The organism is Pseudomonas sp. (genome assembly GCF_050739775.1).
Taxonomy (GTDB): Bacteria; Pseudomonadota; Gammaproteobacteria; order Pseudomonadales; family Pseudomonadaceae; genus Aquipseudomonas.
On sequence record NZ_JBOICA010000012.1, the window covers coordinates 45235 to 64396 of the forward strand.

At 63.8% G+C, this 19162-nt stretch carries 7 protein-coding genes; 3 read left to right on the forward strand and 4 right to left on the reverse strand.

All coding sequences use genetic code 11. From position 1 onward, the window contains the following. Window positions 1–41: 41 nt before the first annotated feature. Window positions 42–13004: a non-ribosomal peptide synthetase gene (locus ACRESH_RS08515; protein ID WP_431741569.1), complete on the forward strand. Its 12963-nt coding sequence runs from the start codon at window positions 42–44 to the stop codon at window positions 13002–13004. Between the two features lie 3 nt (window positions 13005–13007). Here the strand turns inward: ACRESH_RS08515 and ACRESH_RS08520 are convergent, their stop codons facing one another. From ACRESH_RS08520 to dsbD, 4 genes are all read right to left on the reverse strand, one after another. Beyond that, window positions 13008–13487 carry a YkgB family protein gene (locus ACRESH_RS08520; RefSeq protein ID WP_431741570.1) on the reverse strand — a complete coding sequence of 160 codons (480 nt, stop codon included), beginning with the start codon at window positions 13485–13487 and terminating at the stop codon, window positions 13008–13010. Between the two features lie 75 nt (window positions 13488–13562). After that, on the reverse strand, window positions 13563–14327 hold the full coding sequence (gene dsbG / locus ACRESH_RS08525; RefSeq protein WP_431741571.1) for a thiol:disulfide interchange protein DsbG: 765 nt from the start codon (window positions 14325–14327) through the stop codon (window positions 13563–13565). Continuing rightward, the gene (locus ACRESH_RS08530; protein WP_431741572.1) at window positions 14312–15169 is read right to left on the reverse strand and encodes a prolipoprotein diacylglyceryl transferase family protein; all 858 of its coding nucleotides are present in this window, start codon (window positions 15167–15169) and stop codon (window positions 14312–14314) included. The genes dsbG and ACRESH_RS08530 overlap by 16 nt, the downstream gene beginning before the upstream one ends. Continuing rightward, window positions 15169–16875, reverse strand: a complete 1707-nt coding sequence (gene dsbD / locus ACRESH_RS08535) for a protein-disulfide reductase DsbD (protein ID WP_431741573.1) — start codon at window positions 16873–16875, stop codon at window positions 15169–15171. Before dsbD ends, ACRESH_RS08530 begins: the two co-directional genes overlap by 1 nt. Window positions 16876–17048: 173 nt before the next feature. Between dsbD and ACRESH_RS08540 the strand changes: the two genes are divergently transcribed. Continuing rightward, complete coding sequence (locus tag ACRESH_RS08540; RefSeq protein ID WP_431741574.1) at window positions 17049–17732, forward strand: response regulator; 684 nt, start codon at window positions 17049–17051, stop codon at window positions 17730–17732. Beyond that, window positions 17729–19057: an ATP-binding protein gene (locus tag ACRESH_RS08545; protein WP_431741575.1), complete on the forward strand. Its 1329-nt coding sequence runs from the start codon at window positions 17729–17731 to the stop codon at window positions 19055–19057. Before ACRESH_RS08540 ends, ACRESH_RS08545 begins: the two co-directional genes overlap by 4 nt. Window positions 19058–19162: the final 105 nt, after the last annotated feature.

Here is a 19162-nt window from a genome sequence, read left to right on the forward strand (position 1 = left end):
GAGCCCTGATTTCACGTACAGACTCTGGCAGGAACCCTCCCATGACGGACGCCTTCGAACTCCCGGTTACGCTGGTCCAGGCACTGGCACAACGTGCTGCGCAAACCCCGGAGCGGGTTGCCTTGCGCTTTCTGGCCGACGACCCGCAAGAGGAGGCTGTGCTGACCTACCGGGACCTGGACCTGCGTGCGCGTACCATCGCCGCAGCCCTGCAAGAGCGCAGCGCCTTCGGCGATCGGGCCATCCTGCTGTTTCCCAGCGGTGCGGATTATGTGGCTGCCTTCTTCGGCTGCCTGTACGCCGGGGTCATTGCCGTGCCGGCTTATCCGCCGGAGTCCTCCCGGCGTCATCACCAGGAGCGCCTGTTGTCGATCATCGGCGATGCCCAGCCGCGCCTGTTGCTGACCACCGGCGCTCTGCACGACAGCCTGCAGGCGCTTGAGGTGCTGACCGAGGAAGCCGCGCCGCAGTTGCTGACGGTCGATCACCTGCCCGCAAAGCTGGCAGATGCCTGGCAAGCACCCGTGCTGCAGGCGGATGACATCGCCTTCTTGCAGTACACCTCCGGGTCCACGGCGTTACCCAAGGGGGTGCAGGTCAGCCACGGCAACCTGGTGGCCAACGAGGTGCTGATCCGCCATGGTTTCGGCATCGACCTCAATCCGGACGATGTGATCGTCAGTTGGTTACCGCTGTACCACGACATGGGCCTGATCGGTGGCTTGCTGCAACCGATCTTCAGCGGCGTGCCTTGTGTGCTGATGGCGCCGGCCTACTTCCTCGCCCGACCACAACGCTGGTTGCAGGCGATCAGCGATCATGGCGGCACCATCAGTGGCGGTCCCGACTTTGCCTATCGCCTGTGCAGCGAGCGGGTCAGCAGCGCAGCCCTGGCTGACCTCGACCTGAGCCGCTGGCGTGTGGCCTATTCTGGTTCCGAGCCGATCCGCCAGGACAGCCTGCAGGTCTTTGCCGAGAGGTTCGCCGCCTGTGGCTTCAGCGCCCAGAGCTTTTTTGCCAGCTATGGCCTGGCCGAGGCGACCCTGTTTGTCAGCGGCAGTACCCGTGGCCAAGGCATTGGCGCCTTGACCCTGGATGCCGGCGCTCTGGCGCGCAACAGCGCCGAACCTGGCAATGATTCGGTGCAGATGAGTTGCGGGCGCAGCCAGCCCGAGCACAGCGTGCAGATTGTCGACCCGCAGCACCTGAAAGTGCTGGCCGACAACCGGGTCGGCGAGATCTGGGCCTGTGGCCCAAGCATTGCCAAAGGCTACTGGCGCAACCCTGAAGCCACCGCGCAGACCTTTGTCGAGCAAGGCGGGCAGACCTGGTTGCGCACCGGCGACCTGGGCTTTATGCGCGAGGGGGAGCTGTTTGTCACCGGCCGTCTCAAGGACTTGCTGATTGTTCGTGGTCACAACCTCTACCCGCAGGACCTGGAAAAGACCCTGGAGCGTGAGATCGAGGTATTGCGCAAGGGGCGGGTGGCGGTGTTCGCCGTCGACGACCAGGGTGAGGAGGGCATCGGTGTTGCCGTAGAAATCAGCCGCAATGTGCAGAAGATCATCACCCCGGCAAGCCTGATCAAGACCGTGCGTCAGGTTATTGCCGATGCCTGCCAGCAAGCCCCGGCGGTGGTCCTGCTGCTCAATCCGGGGGCGCTGCCCAAGACCTCCAGCGGCAAGCTGCAGCGTTCGGCCTGCCGTCTGCGGATCAATGATGGCAGTCTGGATTGTTATGCACGTTTCCCGGGTGCCCAGCAGTCTGTGGCGGTCGCTGACGGCGTGCAGGACAATCCATTGCACAGCCTGATCGCACGCCTGTGGTGCGAGCAACTGAGCGTGGAGCAGGTCGCCGACGATGATCATTTCTTCCTGCTCGGCGGCAACTCCATTGCCGCCACCCAGCTCACCGCCCGCCTGGGCGATGAGCTGGAGCTGCAGTTGAGCTTGCGGGTACTGTTCGACGCGCCCCTGCTCAGCGACTTCTGCGCCGCTGTCGCCGCAGTACAGCAACAGGGTGGTGCGGCCAACGGCGCGATCAAACGCCTCGCTCGCGCCCAGGCATTGCCGCAGTCACTGGCGCAGAACCGTCTGTGGTTGCTCTGGCAACTGGAGCCGCAGAGCGCCGCCTATAACATTCCGGGGGCGTTGCGCTTGCGCGGCGAGCTGGACCAGGCGGCTTTGCAGTCCAGCCTCCAGGCCCTGGTCGAACGTCATGAGTCCCTGCGCACGGTGTTTGCCGAGGTTGATGGCCAGGCGCTGCAACGCATCCTGCCGGCGCTGGCGTTGAGTTTGCAGGATCTGGACCTGAGCGACGTCGACAGCGATGAAGTACAGGCTCGGCGGGAGGCCGAAGCGCAGCAACCGTTCGATCTGCAAGCCGGCCCATTGCTACGGGTGACCCTGGTACGCCTGGGCAGCGAGGAGTATCAGCTATGGGTAACCTTGCACCACATTATCGCCGATGGCTGGTCGATGAATATCCTCATCGATGAGTTCTCGCGTCTGTACGCCGCCCACTGCCAGGGACAGCAGGCCGAACTGCCGGAGCTGGCCCTGGACTACGCCGACTATGGCAGTTGGCAGCGGCAATGGCTGGCCGAGGGCGAAGCAGCACGGCAACTGCACTACTGGCAGGCGCAACTGGGCGATGAACACCCGGTGCTCGACCTGGCCACCGATCACCCGCGTTCAAGCCAGCACAACAAATCGGCCGCGCGCCTTAGCCTGCGTGTACCGGCGCCCCTGGCCGAGGCATTGCGCAGCACCGCCCGCCAGCACCACAGTACGCTGTTCATGCTCTTGCTGGCCGGTTTCCAGAGTGTGCTGCACCGCTACAGCGGGCAGTCCGATATCCGTGTGGGGGTGCCTAATGCCAACCGTCCACGCCTGGAAACCCAAGGCTTGGTTGGTTTTTTCATCAATACCCAGGTCCTGCGTGCGCAGCTGAATTCGCGTCTGTCGTTCGCCGATCTGCTGGCCCAGGTCCGTCAGGCCACCTTGCAGGCCCAGACCCATCAGGACCTGCCGTTCGAACAATTGCTCGCAGCCTTCCCACAAGCCCGTGAGCAGGGGCTGTTCCAGGTCATGTTCAATCACCAGCAACGTGATCTGGCTGCGTTGCGGCGCTTGCCCGGGCTGCTCGCCGAAGAGCTGCCATGGCACAGCCGCGAGGCCAAGTTCGACCTGCAATTGCATAGCGAAGAAGATCACCAGGGGCGTCTGTCGCTGTCCTTCGATTACGCCAGCGAGTTGTTCGACGCCGCTAGCGTGCAGCGGCTGGCTGCTCATCTGCTCAGCGTTCTGGAGCAGGTCTGCGCAACCCCGACGGTGGCCATTGGCGACCTGCAGCTGCTTGATGCTCAAGGACGTGAACAACTGCTTGAATGGGGGCAGGCGCCTGCGCCTCAGGCCCAGCAGTGGGTGGTCGAACAGCTCAATGAGCAGGCCCGGCTGACCCCGCAGCACACCGCGCTGGTATGGGCAGGCGGCGTCCTCGACTATGCCAGCCTGCACCAGCAGGCCAACCGGCTGGCCCATTACCTGCGCGACAAGGGCGTCGGCCCGGATGTCTGCGTGGCTATTGCTGCTGAGCGTTCGCCGCAGTTGCTGATTGGCGTGCTGGCAATTCTCAAAGCTGGCGGCGCCTATGTACCGCTGGATGTCGATTATCCGCCTGAGCGCCTGGCCTACATGCTGGCCGACTGCGGTGCGGGTCTGCTGCTCAGTCATAGCGATGTACTCGAACGCTTGCCGCAGGTGGAAGGGGTCAGCGCCATTGCCATGGACCGGCTCAAGCTCGACAGCTGGCCGTGCCAGCCGCCGGGCCTGCACCTGCACGGCGATAACCTCGCCTACGTGATCTACACCTCCGGCTCCACCGGGCAACCCAAGGGCGTGGGCAACACCCATGCGGCCCTGGCCGAGCGCCTGCAGTGGATGCAGGAGCACTACGCGCTGGATGAGCACGATGTACTGATGCAGAAGGCGCCCATCAGCTTCGACGTGTCGGTCTGGGAGTGCTTCTGGCCGCTGGTCAGCGGTTGTCGACTGGTGCTGGCAGGTCCTGGCGAGCACCGTGATCCGCAGCGCATCGCGGCGCTGGTGCGTGAGCATGGCGTGACCACCTTGCACTTCGTTCCGGCCCTGCTGCAGGTCTTTGTTCAAGAGCCGCTGACGGCGGGCTGCACTAGCTTGCGTCGTCTGTTTTCCGGCGGTGAGGCGTTGTCTGCAGCACTGCGTGACCGAGTACTGCAGGTGCTGCCGCAGGTGGTGCTGCACAACCGCTATGGTCCGACCGAAACCGCGATCAACGTCACTCACTGGCAGTGCAGTGAGGCCGATGGTTCGCATTCGCCGATCGGTCGACCGCTGGCCAACGTCTTGTGCCGGGTCTTCGATGATGAACTGCAGCCCAGTGCCCCCGGTGTTCCCGGCGAGCTGTACCTGGGTGGAGCAGGGCTGGCTCGCGGTTATCTCGGGCGTCCAGGGCTGACCGCTGAACGTTTTGTGCCCCAGCCGGAGGGTGATGGCCAGCGCCTTTACCGCAGTGGTGACCGGGCGCGCTGGGTGGCGTCGCTGGAAGCCCTGGAGTACCTGGGCCGTGTTGACCAGCAAGTGAAGCTGCGCGGCTTTCGCGTCGAGCCTGAAGAAGTTGAAGCCTGCCTGCTGCGCCAGCCGGGCGTGGAGCAGGCGCTGGTACTGATCCGCCAGACCGTCGCCGGTGCGCAATTGGTCGGTTATTACAGCGGCATTGAAAACAACGCGGAACTGATTTCGGCATTGGGCGAACAACTTCCGTCTTATATGGTGCCAGCGTTGTTGATGCACCTCGCGCAGATGCCTCTGGGGCCGAGCGGCAAGGTCGAACGCAAAGCGCTGCCGGAGCCGGTCTGGAGCACCCGCGAACACATCGAGCCGAGCACCGCCCTGCAACAGCAGATCGCCGCCATCTGGCGCGAAGTGCTGGGGCTGCAACAGGTTGGTTTGCAGGACGACTTCTTTGCCTTGGGTGGCCACTCGTTGCTGGCTACCCAGATCATTTCCCGCACCCGCCAGGCCTGCAATGTCGAGTTGCCGTTGCGGGTGTTGTTCGAAGCCAGCGAGCTGGAGGCATTTGCCCGCGAGATCGAGCGTATCCAGCACAGTGGGGCGTACAACCTGCAGGGTGAGATCGCGCGTATCGATCGTCGCCAGGCCGTGCCGTTGTCTTACTCCCAGCAGCGCATGTGGTTCCTTTGGCAGATGGAACCGGACAGCCCGGCCTATAACGTCGGCGGCATGGCACGGCTGCGCGGGGTGCTGGATGTCAGCCGCTTCGAGCAGGCCTTGCAAGCCTTGATCGTTCGTCATGAGACCCTGCGTACTACCTTCCCGAGCATCGACGGTGTGCCGTACCAGTGCGTGCACAGCGACAGCAATGTGCAGATGCACTGGCAGGATTTTTCCGCGCACAGCCCGGCGCAGCGCGAGTCGCGTCTACAGGCCTTTGCCGATGAACAGGCACACCAGCCGTTCGATCTGGAACGCGGTCCGCTACTGCGTGCCTGTCTGGTCAAGGCTGCCGAGCACGAGCACTACTTTGTCCTGACGCTGCACCATATCGTCACTGAAGGCTGGGCCATGGACATCTTCGCCCGCGAGCTGGGCGAGCTTTACGAAGCCTTTGTCGATGAACGTGAGTCGCCGCTGCCAGCCTTGCCTGTGCAGTACCTGGACTACAGCGTCTGGCAGCGCCAGTGGCTGGAGGGCGGTGAAGGCCAGCGACAGCTTGACTACTGGAAAGCCAAGCTCGGTGATGCGCATCCGCTCCTGGAACTGCCCGCCGACCGTCCACGGCCAGCGCTGCAAAGTCACCGTGGCGAGCTCTATCGCTTCGACCTCAGCCCACAACTGGCGGCGCGGGTTCGCGCCTTCAATGCCGAGCGCGGTCTGACCCTGTTCATGACCATGACCGCGACCCTGGCGGTGCTGCTCTATCGCTACAGCGCCCAGCAGGACTTGTGCATCGGTGCGCCGGTGGCCAACCGCATCCGGCCGGAAAGCGAGGGGCTGATTGGCGCCTTCCTCAACACCCAGGTGCTGCGCTGTCAACTCGATGGACACATGCGTGTCGGCGAGCTGATCGATCAGGTCCGTCAGGCCGTGATCGAAGGCCAGTCTCATCAGGACCTGCCGTTCGAGCAACTGGTCGAAGCCCTGCAACCTGCGCGCAGCACGGCTTACAACCCACTGTTCCAGGTGATGTGCAATGTCCAGCGTTGGGAGTTCCAGCAAAGTCGGCAATTGTCTGGCATGCAGGTGGACTACCTGGTCAACGATGCCCGGGCGACCAAGTTCGACCTCAACCTTGAGGTCACCGACCTGGACCGTCGTCTGGGTTGCTGCCTGACCTACAGTTGCGACCTGTTCGACGAGCCGCGCATCGCCCAGATGGCTGTGCACTGGCAGAACCTGCTGGCGGCAATGCTCGACAATCCCGAGCAGCGCCTGTGCGAGTTGCCCATGCTGGCGAGGGGCGAACAACAGCAACTGCGTGACAGCCTCGAAGGCGACCTTGAGGCAGACCTGGGCCAGACCATCGAAGGGTTGTTCAGCGCCCAGGCGGCGTGCCAGCCGCAAGCCCTGGCCCTGACCTTTGCCGGTCAGCACCTGAGCTATGCAGAGCTGGACGCCCGCGCCAACCAATTGGCCCGTGTGCTGTGTGAGCGCGGCGTTGGCCCGCAGGTACGGGTGGGCCTGGCGCTAGAGCGCTCGCTGGAGATGGTGGTGGGGCTACTGGCGATTCTCAAAGCCGGTGGCGCCTATGTACCGCTGGATCCGGAGTACCCGCTGGAACGCTTGCACTACATGATCGAAGACAGCGGCATCAGCGTATTGCTCGGTCAGCGCAGCCTGTTCGAGGCGCTGGGCGAATTGCCGGGTCAGGTCGCCCTGTGGAGCCTGGAAAACGACGGCCCGGCTCTTGCCAAGGTCAGCCGCGAGCCGCTGGCTACGCGGAGTCTGCCGGGTCATCAGGCCTATCTGATCTACACCTCCGGCTCCACCGGCAAACCCAAGGGCGTGGTGGTCAGCCGTGGCGAGATCGCCATGCACTGCCAGGCGGTCATCGAACGTTTCGGCATGCGCAGCGACGACTGCGAGCTGCACTTCTATTCGATCAATTTTGACGCTGCTACCGAGCGCCTGTTGGTGCCGTTGTTGTCTGGCGCGCGGGTCGTGTTACGTGCCCAAGGGCAGTGGGGCGCCGAAGAGATCTGCTCGCTGATTCGCGAGCAGCAAGTGTCGATCCTCGGCTTTACCCCAAGCTATGGCAGCCAATTGGCCCAGTGGCTGTCCAGCCGCAACGAAACCTTGCCGGTGCGCCTGTGCATCACCGGTGGCGAAGCCCTGACCGGTGAGCACCTGCAGCGGATCCGCCAGGCGTTCGTGCCACAGCAGTTCTTCAATGCCTATGGGCCGACAGAAACTGTGGTCATGCCGCTGGCGTGCCTGGCACCGGAGCAGTTGCCAGCCGGTGCCGGCAGTGTGCCGATCGGCAGCGTGGTCGGTGCCCGGGTGGCTTACATTCTCGATGCCGATCTGGCGCTGCTGCCCCAGGGTGGAATTGGTGAGCTGTATGTCGGCGGAGCAGGTCTGGCCCAGGGTTACCATGAGCGGCCTGGGCTCACTGCCGAACGCTTTGTCGCCGACCCGTACAGCACTGACGGCGGGCGCTTGTACCGCACCGGCGACCTAGTGCGTCAGGGTGCCGATGGGTTGGTCGAGTACGTTGGCCGTATCGACCATCAAGTGAAAATTCGCGGTTTCCGTATCGAGCTGGGGGAAATCGAGACGCGCCTGCTGGAGCATCCGGCGGTTCGCGAGGCAGTAGTGCTGGCCCTGGACATGCCGGGCGGCAAACAGCTGGTTGGTTACCTGGTCTGCGATCAGGCCCAGGCCGAAAGCGCTGTGCAGGCTGCGCTGCGCGATGCGCTCAAGGCCCAGCTACGGCTGCACCTGCCGGATTACATGGTGCCAACCCATCTGGTGCTGCTGGAGCAAATGCCACTGATGGGCAACGGCAAGCTTGACCGCCGTGCCCTGCCAGCGCCTGATCTGGAACACGGACGTGAACACTACGAAGCGCCGCGCAACGCGCTGGAGCAGCAGTTGGCCAACCTTTGGCGCGATGTGTTGAATGTGCCGCGGGTCGGCTTGCAGGACAACTTCTTCGAGCTGGGCGGTGACTCGATCCTGTCGATCCAGGTGGTCAGTCGTGCGCGTCAGGCGGGCCTGCATTTCACCTCGCGCGACCTGTTCCAGCACCAGACCATCCAGACACTGGCCAGTGTGATTCGCTGCAGCGACGACAGCCAGGTCGATCAAGGGCCATTGAGCGGTCGCGCTGCGCTGACGCCGATCCAGCAGTGGTTCTTCGACAGCGATGTGCCGCAGCCGCAGCACTGGAACCAGGCTGTATTACTGGCGCCGGTCGAGCGCCTGACGCCCAGGGCGCTGGCGCAGGCCTTGCAGCGACTGGTCGAACATCACGACGTGCTGCGCTTGCGCTTTAGCGCGCAGGACGGCCAGTGGCAGGGCGACTATGTCCAGGGGGGAAACCGCGAATTGCTCTGGCAGGTGTCGGTCACCCGCTTTGCCGATTGTCAGCCGCTGTACAGCGACGTGCAGCGCAGCCTTGACCTGCTCAACGGGCCGCTGCTGCGGGCATCGCTGGTTGAAGACAGTTACGGCCAGCAGCGTTTGCTGCTGGCGATCCATCACCTGGTGGTGGACGGTGTGTCGTGGCGCGTGTTGCTCGAAGACTTGCAGGCGCTTTACCGTGGCCAGGCACTGGCGGCCAAAACCCGTGCCATGAGCGATTGGGCCGCGCGCCTGGTGGCCTATGCCGGCAGTGATTCACTGCGCGACGAGCAGCACTGGTGGCAGACCCAGTTGTGTGCGGCTCACCGTGAGCTGCCATGTGATCATCCGCAGGGGGCGAACCTGCATGAACAGGCGCATACCCTCAGCTTGCGCCTGGATGCCAAGCAGACCCGGCAACTGCTCAAGGAGGCGCCAGCGGCCTATCACACCCAGGTCAATGACCTGCTGCTGACGGCCCTGGCCCGGGTCCTGTGTCGCTGGAGCGGCGACAGTTCGGTGCTGGTGCAACTGGAAGGCCATGGCCGGGAAAACCTGTTCGAGGACATGGACCTGACCCGCAGTGTCGGCTGGTTCACCAGTGCCTATCCGCTGAGTCTGAGCCCTGCGGTTGGCGAAGGTGCGCCAGGGCAGGCGGCTTCGATCAAGGCGATCAAGGAACAACTGCGCCAGGTGCCGCACAAGGGCTTGGGTTACGGCGTGCTGCGCTACCTGGCCGATACAGCGGTACGTGAAAGCATGGCGGCCTTGCCGCAGGCGCGGATCACCTTCAACTACCTAGGCCAGTTCGACCAGCAATTCCAGGCCGATGCCCTGTTCCAGCCGGTGGATGAGCCGGCCGGGGAGGCCCATGACCTGGAGGCACCGCTGCCCAACTGGTTGAGTGTCGATGGTCAGGTCTTCGCGGGTGAGTTGCAGCTGCGTTGGACCTTTAGCCGTGAACGCTACGATGAAGGCACCATTGAGCACCTGGTCCAGGCCTACAAAACGGAACTGCTTGGCCTGATTGAGCACTGCTTGAGCCCCGGCAACGGCAGCTTCACCCCGTCGGACTTCCCCCTGGCGCAACTGACTCAGGAGCAGATCGACAACTTGCCGGTGCCAGCGGCACAGATCGAAGACGTCTATCCACTGACGCCAATGCAGGAAGGGCTGTTGCTGCATACCCTGCTCGAACCCGGCACCGGCATCTACTACATGCAGGACCGCTACCGGATCAACAGCGCCCTGGACCCGCAGCGTTTTGCCCAGGCTTGGCAGGCAGTGGTCGCCCGTCACGAGGCCCTGCGCGCATCGTTCAGCTGGAACGCCGGCGAAGCCATGCTGCAGATCATCCACAAACCGGGCAACACCGCGCTCGACTACCTGGACTGGGCCGACAGCGCCGAGGACGAGCAGGAAGCGCGCCTGCAGGCCCTGCACAAGCAGGAGCGCGAAGCCGGCTTTGATCTGCTGCAACAGGCGCCGTTTCACCTGCGCCTGATCCGCGTCGGTGCGGACCGCTACTGGTTCATGATGAGCAACCACCACATCCTCATCGATGCCTGGTGCCGTTCGTTGCTGATGAACGACTTCTTCGAGCTGTACATGGCCCTGGGCAAAGGCCGCGAGGTCCAATTGCCGGTACCGCCGCGCTACCGCGATTACATCAGCTGGCTGCAGCACCAGGACCTGGACGAAGCGCGTCAGTGGTGGCGCGACAACCTGCAGGGCTTCGAACGCTGCACGGCGGTGCCGAGCGACCGGCCGTTGCTGCGCGATCACGGCGGCGAAAACGCCGGGATGATCGTCGGCGACTGTTACACCCGTCTTGATGTGAGCGAGGGCGCCCGCCTGCGTGAGTTGGCCCAGGCCCATCAGCTGACCGTCAACACCTTCGCCCAGGCGGCCTGGGCCCTGGTGTTGAGCCGCTACAGCGGCGAACGCGATGTCGTGTTCGGGGTTACCGTGGCCGGTCGGCCGGTGAGCATGCCGCAGATGCAGCGCACGGTCGGGCTGTTCATCAACAGTATCGCCTTGCGGGTGAAGTTGCCGGCTGCCGGTGAGCGTTGCAGCGTCCGGCAATGGCTCACAGGTTTGTTCGAACGCAATATGGAGTTGCGCGAGTACGAGTACCTGCCGCTGGTGAGCATTCAGGAATGCAGCGAGTTGCCCAAGGGCCAGCCGTTGTTCGACAGCCTGTTCGTGTTCGAGAACGCCCCCGTGGAAGTGGCGGTACTGGAGAGCGCGCAGCACCTTAACGCCAGTTCCGACTCCGGTCGTACCCATACCAACTTCCCCTTGACCGCGGTTTGCTATCCGGGCGATGACCTGGGGCTGCACCTGTCGTTCGACCAGCGCTATTTCGACACCTCGACCGTCGAGTGCCTGTTGGCCGAGTTCAAGCGCCTGTTGCTGGCTTTGGCCGATGGCTTGCTCGGTGACATGAGCGAGCTGGCGCTGCTGGGTGAGCAGGAGCGCTGCTTCCTGCTCGATGATTGCAACCGTAGCGAACGGGCCTACCCCCTGGAGCAGAGTTATGTGCAACTGTTCGAAGCACGAGTCGCAGCCCATCCGCAACGTACTGTAGCGCGGTGCCTCGAACAGTCGATCAGCTATGCACAACTCAATCATCAAGCCAACCGTCTGGGGCACGCCCTGCTCGCTGCCGGGGTAAGTATCGACCAGCCGGTGGCATTGCTGGCCGAGCGCGATTTGCCGTTGCTGGGCATGATCGTCGGCAGCTTCAAGGCCGGTGCCGGTTACTTGCCGCTCGATCCGGGTCTGCCGACGGCGCGTCTGCAACGCATCGTCGAGCTCAGTCGCACGCCGGTGTTGGTCTGCAGCCAGGCCTGCGCCGAGCAGGGACGCGCGCTGCTGGATGAACTGGCCTGTGCGGGGCGTGCGCAGTTGTTGATCTGGGAGCAGATACAGAACGCCGAGCTGGCAGACTTCAATCCGGGCATCTACAGCGCGCCGGACAACCTTGCCTACGTGATCTACACCTCCGGCTCCACTGGCTTGCCAAAGGGCGTGATGGTTGAGCAGCGCGGCATGCTCAACAATCAATTGAGCAAGGTGCCGTACCTGCAACTGGACGAACAGGATGTGATTGCCCAGACCGCCTCGCAGAGTTTCGATATCTCGGTCTGGCAGTTCCTCGCCGCGCCGTTGTTCGGTGCCCAGGTGGCGATTGTACCCAATACCATTGCCCACGATCCCCAGGGCCTGCTTGAGCACGTCCAGGCTTGCGGTATCACGGTGTTGGAGAGCGTGCCGTCGCTGATCCAGGGCATGCTCGCCAACGAACATCAGCAACTGGACGGCCTGCGCTGGATGTTGCCGACCGGAGAGGCGATGCCACCTGAGCTGGCCTCGCAATGGTTGCAGCGTTATCCGCAGATCGGCCTGGTCAATGCCTACGGCCCGGCGGAATGTTCTGATGACGTGGCCTTCTTCCGCGTCGATGCGGCCTCGGCGCGCGGCAGTTACCTGCCGATCGGCACGCCGACCGACAACAACCGTCTGTATCTGCTGGGCGACGATCAAGCGCTGGTACCGCTGGGGGCTGTAGGTGAACTCTGTGTGGCTGGCACCGGCGTAGGTCGTGGTTATGTCAGCGATCCGGTTCGCACCGCCCAGGCATTCATTCCGCATCCGTTCGGGGCAGCGGGCGAGCGTCTGTACCGTACGGGCGACCTGGCGCGGCGGCGCGCGGATGGTGTGCTCGAATATGTCGGTCGTATTGACCATCAGGTGAAGATTCGCGGCTACCGCATCGAGTTGGGTGAGATCGAAGCGCGTCTGCATGAGCAGGCCGAGGTTCGCGACGCGGCGGTGGGGGTTCAGGAAGGTGTCAACGGCAAGCACCTGGTGGGCTACCTGGTGGCCAGCGATGCGGCAGCGGACACCAGCGTGCTGCTCGACCTGATCAAGCAGCGTTTGCGTGCCGAGCTGCCCGAGTACATGGTCCCGTTGCATTGGGCCTGGCTAAAGCAACTGCCGCTCAATGCCAATGGCAAACTCGACCGCAAGGCCCTGCCGACCATCGATTTCGCTGCTCAGCAGAGTCAGGGTTACCTGGCACCGCGCAGCGAGCTGGAGCAGACCCTGGCCGCTATCTGGGCCGAGGTGCTCAACGTTGAGCAGGTCGGGGTGCGCGACAACTTCTTCGAGCTGGGTGGGCACTCCCTGCTGGCTACCCAGATCGCCTCAAGGGTACAGAAGGCACTGCAACTGAACGTGCCGTTGCGGGCGATGTTCGAGTGCAGTACCGTCGAGGAACTGGCGAGATACGTGGAAGGCCTCAAGGCCAGTGAGCTGAGTGACGACAAGGTCGACCGGCTCAGTGACCTGATGGCCGAGCTTGAAGCGCTGTAGGGCTTAGGGGGTGGTGGGGTCGGTACGTTGCAGGTCGTGCTTGAGCAGCACGACCGAGGCGGCCAGCAGCACGGCGTCCTTGATCAGAAAGGACGTCGCGCCACCCATGGCCGGAAAGCCGCCGGCACTGTTCTCCCAGCCCCCGGGCGTGGTCAGGATCAGGGTCAGGGTGGTCAGATAGGTGATCGCCGAGCCGAGCGCCCCGGCCACCGCCCAGCGCGGGTGCCAGAAGCCGGTCAGCAACGCGGTACCAATCGCCCACTCCGCCACCCCCAGGGCATAGCTGGCGCCCTGGATGCCGAAGGCTGGATGCATCCAGGACAGCAACGGACTGCTGTCGATCAGTGGAATGAGTGCCTGGGCTTCATAGGCGAACCACTTGGTGTAGCCGAAACCGATGAAAATCACGATCAGGCTCAGGCGCAGCAACGTGATGTCGAGGGAGGAGCGCACAAAGGCATCGAGGTAGGCGGGGCGGGTCATGGAGAGTTCCTTCACAGTTAGAGGTACTCTCCAGACGCTTTGCTCGTGCAGGTGTTACAACCTGTTGTCAGTGGATCAACGCTTGCCGAGAATTTTTCCGAGCATCTCCGGTCGTGGCGCGCCTTGCTGCGTTTGCAGTTGCTGTTGCTCATCCAGATAGAAGATGGCCGGAGTAGCTGACAAACCCAGTTCCTCCATCAACGCCTGGTTGCCATCGAGCTTGCTTTGCACGGCAGCGGGGATTTTTTCCAGTGCCTTGAGGTTGCTGGCCTTGCCGGCACTCTCGTGTTTGTGCAGGGCCTGGACCGGATCTTTGCTGGCCAACAGCGCCGCCGATTTGCCTGGGCTGTCTTCACGGATAATGCCGACCATGATGTGGCGCAACTGTACCTTGCCCGACTCGACCCATGGCCGCGCCTGTTGCCAGAACATGTTGCAGTAAGGGCAGTTTGGGTCGCTGAACAGGTACACAACACGCGGTGCGTCCGCTTTGCCGTCGGCGATCCAGGCGCTCTTGTCCATCTTCGCCCAGACTTCCTTGGCCATCGGTGCATAGACCAGTTTCTGCAGCGGTGCTTCGCTCAAATCCTGGCCTTGTTCATCGAACAGGCTGCCGACTAGCACGTGCTTGCCATCGGGTGTCAGGTACAACGCCATACCGCGGTTCTGGTATTCGGCGGCGTAACCGCGCAGGCCGTTGGGGGCGTCGAAGCTGCCTTTGATCTTTACGCCCTTGGCTTCGATCTGCTGCACGGCCTTGGGCAGGGTTTCGGCCATGGCGGCCTGGCTGGCCAGCAGGCCGAAGGTGAGGGTCAGGGGCAATTTCAGCAAAGGGTGCATGTGTCGTTCCTTGAAACGTTGGTGACAGCGGGCGCGGGTGTGCGCTCGAAGGATTCCAGGGCGTGGCTGAGGCTGGCCCGCGACAGCTCGCCCAGGTGGCTGCCGACCAGGCGGCCGTCGGCGTTGTAGAACAGGGTGGTAGGCAGGGCCATGGAGCCGACTTTCTGCGCCAGCTGTCCACCGCCGTCAAACAGCACGTGGGACAGGTTGAGCCCGGTAGTGGCGAGAAAGGTGCTGACCGTCTGCGGGGTTTCTCCCTGATTGACGAACAGGAAGGTGATGTCCGGGTGCTCGTGCTGAGCTTGTTGCAGTACCGGCATTTCCCGGCGGCATGGCGGGCACCAGGTGGCCCAGAGGTTGATGACCAGCGGCCGGCCACGGTATGAGGTGAGTTGCACGGCCCGACCGTCGGCCTTGTGCAGGCTCACCTCGGGCAGTTGCGTGCCCTGCTCATAGAGGTGGCTGGCCAGGCTGCCAAGCAGCCAGAGCAGCGCACCGCTGAACAGGCCCCAGCCCAGGGGCCGGCGCAGCGCAGGGCGGCGCCAGCCGCGCCACACTGCACCGATGGCCACCACCAGCAGCCCCGGCCAGAGCAGGAAGCCGCCATCGCGCAGGTCGACGATCTGCAGAGGATCATCGCGGTATATCGGCCAGTAGCTGAGCACAAATCCCAGGCGCGCGCCCAACAAACCCAACAGGAACAGGCTGAACAGCACCGATTCGGGGTTGTCGCCATCGCGCTTGGCCACCCGCCAGCCGACCAGCGTAGCCAGGGTCAGTGCGCACAGTAGCAACAGATGATCGACGGCCATGGTCAGCGGCCCGAGGTTTATGGTCAGCATCAGCCTTGACTCCGGGTCTGGGCCCATTGTTCGAGGAAGTTCTTCGCATCGATTTCACCAGTAATGCGTCGGCTGCGGCGTTCGTTACCTTCCGGGCCGATCCAGATCAGGCTGGGCGGCCCCGGCACTTGGTAGCGTTGCAGCAGTTCACGGCTGGAGGGCGCATCGGCGGTCACATCCAGACGCAGCAAGCGTACGTCGTTCAGCGCGGCCAGCACATCGGCGCGGGCGAACACCTGTTTTTCCATGACCTTGCACGACACACACCAGTCGGCATAGTAGTCCAGCATCACCCACTGCCCCTGGGCCTTGGCGGTTTCCAGCTCGCGTTGCAGGTCAGTTGGCTGGCTGACGGTGATGAAGGCGTCGCTATGGACGGCGGCGCTGGCAACCGTGCCACTACCGGCGCGGAAGGGCTGCAGGGGTTGCCAGGGGTCGTTGCCGCCAGCGGCTGCGCCGATCACCAGCAGGCTGCCCCAGAACCCCAGCATCAGCGGCAATGCGCGGATCGGACGCAGCCCGTGCAGCGCGGGCCATGCCGCCCAGGCCAGGGCGATCAGCCAGGCGCCGGCCAGGCCCAGCCACAGCGACGGTTCCAGCACAGTGCGCAGGGTATACAGGGCCATGGCCAGGAACACGAAACCGAACAGGCCCTTGACCAGGTTCATCCAGGGGCCTGGACGTGGCAGGTAGCGATTGCCCAGGGTAACCAGCAGCAACAGCGGCAAGCCCATGCCTATGCCCAGGGTGAACAGCACCAATGCACCGTGGAGGGCGTTGCCACTCTGGGCGATGTACAGCAGGGCGCCGGCCAGGGGCGCGGTCATGCACGGTCCCATCAGGAGCCCCGAAAGAGCACCCAGCAGGGCTGCGCCATACAGGTTGCCGCCACGGGTGCCGTGTCCTGCACGTTCCAGGCGATCGCGTAGCCAGACGGGTAACTGCAACTCGAACGCCCCGAACATCGGCAAAGCCAGCAACACAAACAAGCCGGCCAGGGTGCCGAGCAACCAGGGCTGTTGCAACCAGGCCTGAAGGCTTCCACCCAGCAACGCGGCGATCACGCCGAGGGCGGCGTACACCAGGGCCATGCTCAGTACATAGACGCTGGCTAATGCCCAGCCGCGGCGGGCACTCACGCCGTTGCCGAGGACCAGTCCGGCGAGAATCGGCAGCATCGGCAGCGAACACGGGGTAAAGGCCAGCAGCAGGCCCAGGCCGAGGAAAGCCAGCAGGCTCCAGGCCAGGCTCGACTGCTGCAGGCCGCCGGCCAGGGCCTGATCGCTGGCTTGTTCATCGACAGCCGTGTCGCTCAGGCTGACCAGGTTGGTTTGTGGTGGATAGCACAAGCCGGCATCGGCGCAGCCTTGCCAGCCCATGCGTAACTGGCCACTGGCGGTGGCGGGCAGGATCAGCTCAAGCTCGCCGCGATACACCTTGGTATCGCCGAAGAAATCATCCTGATGGGGCAAGGCTTCTGGCAAGGCAGGCTGCTGCTCGACGGGCAGGCCGTCGAACTTCAGGCGTTTTTGGTACAAGTAGTAGCCATCGGTGATTTTCCAGTGCAGGCGCATCTGCCCGGAGCCCAGCCGCTCGCTGCTGAACACGAAGGCCTTGTTAACCGGCAGGAAGTCGCTCTGGGCAAAGGGGTTGGCCTGGGTCAGGCCGCTGAAAAGGAGCATCAGGGCAATTAGCAAAGTGCGCATCTCGAAGCCTTGGCAGTGCGATTAAGTGCTCGATCCTGGCCGAACGCGATTAACCGAGTGTTAACCGGTAGGCGTCGATTGTCGCCTGAACCGCGACGATCCGGCGCTGGCACGGCATAATCCTGGCTTAATCCGATTGCGCTTCACTGCCACTTTCAGCATCGAGACCGACCATGCACGTACTGCTCTGCGAGGATGACGACCTGATTGCCAGCGGCATCGCCGCAGGGCTGAGCGCCCAGGGCATGACCGTGGACAGGGTCGCCACGGCTTCCGCGGCCCAGGCCATGCTCCAGGCCGCCGCCTTCGATGTCATGGTGCTGGACCTGGGCTTGCCCGATGAAGATGGGCTCAAGCTGCTGCAGCGTCTGCGCCAGCAGGGCGAGAGCCTGCCGGTGCTGGTGCTTACCGCCCGCGATGCGGTCACTGATCGGGTCGACGGCCTGCAGGCCGGTGCCGACGACTACTTGCTCAAACCTTTCGACCTGCGCGAGCTGGCGGCGCGGCTGCACACCCTGTTGCGCCGCTCGGCCGGGCGCGCGGTCAATATCATCGAGCACGGCCCGCTCAGCTACGACCCCAGCAGCCGCGAAACTTGCCTGGGCGGTGTACCGGTCGACCTGTCGCGGCGCGAGCAGGCACTGCTGCAGGCGCTGTTGCACAACCGTGGCAGGGTGCTGTCCAGCGAGCAGCTCAAGGACAGCGTCTACGGTTTCGGTGACGAGGTCGAGAGCAATGCCTTGAACGTGCACATCCATCACCTGCGCCGCAAATTGGGCAATGGTATTGTTGAAACCGTACGCGGCCTGGGCTATCGCCTGGGGCCTGCACAGTTGCCCGAGGTATCGCAGCCATGAGCCTGCGCGTGCGCCTGACCCTGATCCTGGGCACCGCCTTTGTGCTGATCTGGGCCCTGGCGGCGGCCTGGATGCTGCGCGACCTGCGTTATCAGATGATGTTTTCCCTGGACCAGCGCCTAGTGGCCTCGGCACGCATGGTTGCCGGCCTGATCGATCAGTTGCCGCAACCGCTGACGGCCAAGGGCGAAGGCACGCAGCTGAGTGCCGATCAGCTCAGCGTGCCGGATGGCATGGCCTGTCAGGTCAGCTCGTTACGCGGCGAGATTATTGCCCGCAACCATAATCAGGAGCACACCCTCGACGACGACCGCAGCGGTTTTCGCGACCAGACCATTGACGGTGCGCGCTGGCGTACCTTTACCTATTACCGCGGCGATGTACGCATTACCACGGCCGACCGTCATCAGGAACGCGAAGCACTGAACCGCTCGATCCTGCTGGCGGCGTCGGCGTCGGCGCCGGTGCTGGTGGCCCTGCTCGGTAGCCTGGGGCTGCTATGGATCGGCATTGGCAAGGGCTTGGCACCGCTCAACCGCATGCGCGATGCCCTGCGCCGGCGTAGCCCCGACGCTCTCGAGCCCTTGCAGGTGCGCGCCTTGCCCAGCGAGCTGCAGCCGCTGTTGGACACCCAGAACCAGCTGTTCTTGCGCATCGCCCAGACTATCGAGCGCGAACGGCGCCTGACCGATGACGCCGCCCATGAGCTGCGCACGCCGCTAACCGCGATCAAGACTCACCTGCAGGTGGCCCGTATGACCGATGGCGCGGCCCATGAGCAAGCTCTGGAGCACGCCGAGCAGGGCGCTGACCGTTTGCACCGGACCCTTGAGCAGTTGCTGCTGTTGGCGCGGGTAGAAGGCAGCCTGTCGTTTGAGGACGGTGTGCAGTGCAGCGCCGAACAAGTGGCGCGCCAGGCCATCCAGGACACGGGGCTGGGTGATTCGCAGCGCATTGACCTGCAATTGGCAGCGGACGCTGCCCAGGCTTACCTTGGTATGCCTTCGCCACTGGCGGTGACCGCCTTGCGCAACCTGCTGGACAACGCGTTGCGCCATACCCGTGGTACGGCGCCGGTGGAGCTGGCGGTGCAGATGGACAAGGGCCGGGTGGCCTTTCTGGTGCGTGACCACGGCCCGGGGATTGCCGAGCAGGACCTCGACCGCCTCACCGAGCGCTTCTGGCGCAACGGCCAAAGCGGCGGCTGCGGGCTGGGCCTGGCCATTGTCCAGGCCATTGTCCAACGCTGTGCCGGTTCCCTGCGGTTCGACAGCCGCAGCGATGGTCTGCGGGTGCTCCTGCACATCCCGTTACGCGCAAAGTAGTTGATCGCGGGCTTGCCCCGCGATGAGAAAATCCTCAGTCAGTGACTGATCCGGCTAAATCCGCAAGGCGCTAAAGCGTTTTTCAAGCGATAACACCCCGACACC